Origin of the sequence: Parafrankia sp. FMc2, from assembly GCF_041008525.1 — a bacterium.
GTDB lineage: Bacteria > Actinomycetota > Actinomycetes > Frankiales > Frankiaceae > Parafrankia.
Genome location: NZ_JBFLUG010000288.1, coordinates 1 through 3,872 on the forward strand (window position 1 = coordinate 1; position 3,872 = coordinate 3,872).

The window sequence follows — 3,872 nt, forward strand, 5'->3', positions numbered from 1 at the left end:
AGGACGCCTGCCGGGCACTGGGTGCGGGCACCGAACCCCGCCACGTCGAGGGCCTGCGCGCGAAACTGAAACGGCTGGTCGACCGCGGCGTCCTCACCGAACCCGAACCCGGCCTGTTTATCCTGCCCCGCCCGACTCCACCCACCCCAGAGATCAACCCAAACTGACACCCGACAAACCCGCACAGAACACCCTCTGAGGCACTCGTCGGCCACCTCATGGTGCCGGGCAGCATGCACCGGCTACCCGCGACCACCGCCGGGTGATGTTTGAGGGGTCAGCTCGCGGCCCTGTTCGTCGCTGGTCAGTGCCGTCCAAGCTCTGCCCAAGCCTGCCCGGCGAAGTTGCTCCGGTGCCTCGCTACCTCGGACCAGCCGAACCGAGTCATCGACGTGGCCAAGAAGATCGTCGGGGAGGTTGAGGTGATCACGGGATGCGACCGCAGGGCGATGGAATCGATGGTCCTCGACGATGCGGTCGCCGCCCAGGGTACCGTCACTCAGCTGATCATCGTGATCCGTCTGGCGTCCGCCTGCTCTCCGCCGCCGCCACCACGGTCTGCGCTCACGTGGTGCCCTTCCCCCATCTGGGTGCCCCAGGATCTGATGGGGCGCCGGGCGAAGGCGCTGGCCGGCAACACAAAGAAATGGAAGGCACGAGGAGCTGCCGGGGCCCTTCGGTCGGTCCGCAGCCAGTCCGCAGGATCGTGAGAAACCGCCGAAGACGACGGCAGATGCCGCAAGCCATCCGCGCAGGTCACGCGGCATCCGCCGAGGTCGGCGAGGTTTCCGGAAGTCTCTCATAATCCGTCGGTCGTGGGTTCGAGCCCCACCCGCCCCACCCACCCTGACTGGGAATGTCTGATCAACGGTGGGTGTGGTCTGGTGAACCGCCCCGGGTTCCATAGAGGTCGGGGCGGTTCAGTCGCGATGATCCGATGGCCGATGGTCGACGTGATGGCGCGCTGTCTGACCCGGGGTGCCACGTCGACCTGGCGGGGCCCGCCGGTCTGAGCGGCCTGCTGCCGGGCAGGGGTGGGACCGTGAGCGGGAATCTGCTGGCGAGGATCGAGAACCGGCGGGGTACGGGTCCAGGGGGCCGTCGAGGAGCTCCGAGCGGAGATCGGCCGGCTCGGTGAGGAACTCGCCACCGCCGGACACACCCTGGAACGGTTGGAGGTCACCCATCAGACTGTGGTGGAGCTGACCACCGAGGACACCCCCGACGCGGCCGGGCCCCTCCCGGCCGGTTGCCGGGAGATCCTCGCCCTGTTCGTTCAGGACGAGGAAGGACTACGCGCCAAGGACGTCTGCCGGGCGCTGGGTGTCGGTACCGAACCCCGCCACCTCGAGGGCATGCGCGCCAAGCTGAAACGGCTGGTCGAGCGCGGTGTGCTCACCGAACCCGAACCCGAACCCGGCCTGTCCGTCCGCCCCGCCCGGCCCCTATCTGTCAGGCGTTCGTGGAACAGTTGGCGCACGTCGAGCTCGACGTCGCCGGCGACCGCGTCCTGGGTGAGGACTTCCAACTTCCTGTCGGCGGCTCAGTTTCGTTCGGCGGCGGTGGTGGTGGATCGGCGGAACTTCCCGGGGGCTGACCCGTATTCTCGTTTGAACGCGTGGGCGAAGGCGAACTCTGAAGAATAGCCCGTCTTTCTGGCCACTGTCGCTAGCGGCGCGTCACTGTCTCGCAGCAGCCGGGCTGCGAGCGTCATCCGCCACCAGGTCAGGTAGGTCTGCGGTGGTTGGCCGACCAGCGCGGCGAATCGTCGGGCGAAGGCCGCGCGGGACAGCCCGGCCTGGGAAGCCAGTTCCGCGACGGTCCATGGCCGGGCAGGGTCGCCGTGGATGGCACACAGCCCGGCGGCGACGGCAGGGTCGCGCAGCGCTGCTGCCCAGCCGGTGACCGCGCCGTGGGCGGATTGTTCGTCGAACCAGGCTCGCAGAATGTGCAGCAGCAGCACGTCCAGAAGGGCGGGCAGCATGGCGTCGCCGCCCGGGCGTGGCTGCTCCAGTTCGCCGGCGAGCAGATCGACGGCGGCGCGTAGCCCCGGGCGGTGTCCGACCCTGGCCGGAAGGTGGATGACCTCCGGCAGGTCTTCGAGCAGCGGATGTGCCCGGGACCGGTCCAGCAGATACGCACCGCAGAGCATGACCGTCGCAGCGGCCGACCCGTCTGTCAGGTGCCGGCCGGTCGGTACCCCGTCGCCGTCTTGGCGGTCGTTTTGGTTGTCGTCCTGGCCGGGTGGGATCTCGGTCAGAGACGTGGACGCCTCCACCAGCGGGGTCGACAGGCTGTCGGCGAGACCGTGGGCAGCCCCGTAGGGCAGGAATGCCACATCCCCTACCCCGAGAGCGATCGGTGCGCCGCGTGGTGGGAACAGCCAGCACGATCCCTGCAGAACGACGTGGAACCCGGCCGCCGCGACAGATGGATGCCGCGTTCCGAACGGCGCCGGCCGGTGGACCCGGCCGGAGTGCGGTTGGCCGGTGCGCATGACCGCGACCGCATCGGAGAGCACATCCACACCGTCAGTGTATCTCCACGATCCGATGAAGACGCTCGCGCATGAACCAGCGACGCATACGCATTGGTCGTCTCCTTGCGTAGCCATACGGTGAGATCCTCGGCGAGGTGGTCAGTCATCTTGCACGACAACACTCATCGTTCGAACCAGGAGATCCACGTGCAGATCGCCATCTACGGCGCAAGCGGCTACCAGGGAAAGCTCGTTCTCGCGGAACTGGCTCACCGCAACATCGGCATGCGGCTCGTCGGCCGTAACGCCACGCGCCTGCGTGAGGCCGCGACGGCTGCGGGAATGGTCGACGCCGAACAGCGGGTAGCCGACACCGACGACCACGACGCCCTCGTGGCAGCCTTCCGCGAATGCGACGCGGTCATCAACTGCGCCGGACCATTCACGAGTTCCGGCCCCGCCGTGGTCCGAGCGGCCATCGCCGCCAGCTGCCACTACGTCGACACCGCCGGTGAGCAGCTTTACACCAAAGCGGTCTTCGACGCCTTCGCCGGCGAAGCGGAGCGCGCCGGGATCACCGTCGTCCCCGCCACGAACGATGGATGCGTCCCCGGCGACCTGATCGCCCACCTGCTCGCCGAGCGCGTCCAACCGATCGAGGAGATCGCCGTCAGCCACTTCATCGTCGGCAGTGCTGGGTTCTCCCGCGGCTCGCTACGCTCGGCCCTCGACACGATCGACGCACTCAAGGCCGGCGGCCTCGGCTATGACGACGGTGACTGGCGTACCGGCATCCCCGCCCGGCACGCCTCCATCACCCTTCCCGGTGCCGAGCAACCGACCGCGGTGGTGAAATGCCCCTTGTCCGAGGTGGTCACCATCCCGCGCCACGTACCGGTCCGGCATGTCGAGAGCCTCGTCGACGCCGCGATCGGTGCCCAGTTGGGCACCCCGCTCACCCCGCAGATCATCGACAGTCTTCCCGAAGGACCGGCCGAGGAGGACCGCCGTACCCAACGGTTCACCTACCTCATCGACGCCGTCGGCCGCGACGGCCGACGTGCTCGCGGCATTGTGGAGGGCCACGACACCTACGGCATCACCGCCGTGATCGCCGTCGAAGCCGCCCGCCGACTGGTCGCGGACGGCGCCAAACCAGGCGTGCTCGCTCCGGCACAGGCATACGACCCGACCAGCTTCCTGGCCTTCCTCGCCCCACACGGAATCAGCTGGACCATCACCGTCCCCGTTCCCGACACAGCAACCGCCTAGTACTCCAGCCGGACTTTAGTGATCATTTTGATCTGATGGGTCATGGTTGAGATGCGACGTTGAGGTGGAGCCGGTCCAGGCACGCAAGAGGCCACCGGTGATCATCGAGGTTTGTGACGAC

Annotated in this window: 3 protein-coding genes; 2 read left to right on the forward strand and 1 reads right to left on the reverse strand. The window is 68.0% G+C overall.

The window, feature by feature from the left end; all coding sequences use genetic code 11:
- The first annotated feature begins 392 nt into the window (after window positions 1-392).
- Window positions 393-710, forward strand: a complete 318-nt coding sequence (locus AB1460_RS36170; protein WP_368966994.1) for a hypothetical protein — start codon at window positions 393-395, stop codon at window positions 708-710.
- A gap of 833 nt (window positions 711-1,543) precedes the next feature.
- Here the strand turns inward: AB1460_RS36170 and AB1460_RS36175 are convergent.
- The gene (locus tag AB1460_RS36175) at window positions 1,544-2,527 is read right to left on the reverse strand and encodes an AraC family transcriptional regulator (protein ID WP_368966996.1); all 984 of its coding nucleotides are present in this window, start codon (window positions 2,525-2,527) and stop codon (window positions 1,544-1,546) included.
- A 159-nt stretch (window positions 2,528-2,686) separates the two neighbouring features.
- On the opposite strand from AB1460_RS36175, the gene AB1460_RS36180 reads away from it, so the two are divergent.
- The gene (locus tag AB1460_RS36180) at window positions 2,687-3,751 is read left to right on the forward strand and encodes a saccharopine dehydrogenase family protein (RefSeq protein ID WP_368966997.1); all 1,065 of its coding nucleotides are present in this window, start codon (window positions 2,687-2,689) and stop codon (window positions 3,749-3,751) included.
- The last annotated feature ends 121 nt before the right edge of the window (window positions 3,752-3,872 follow it).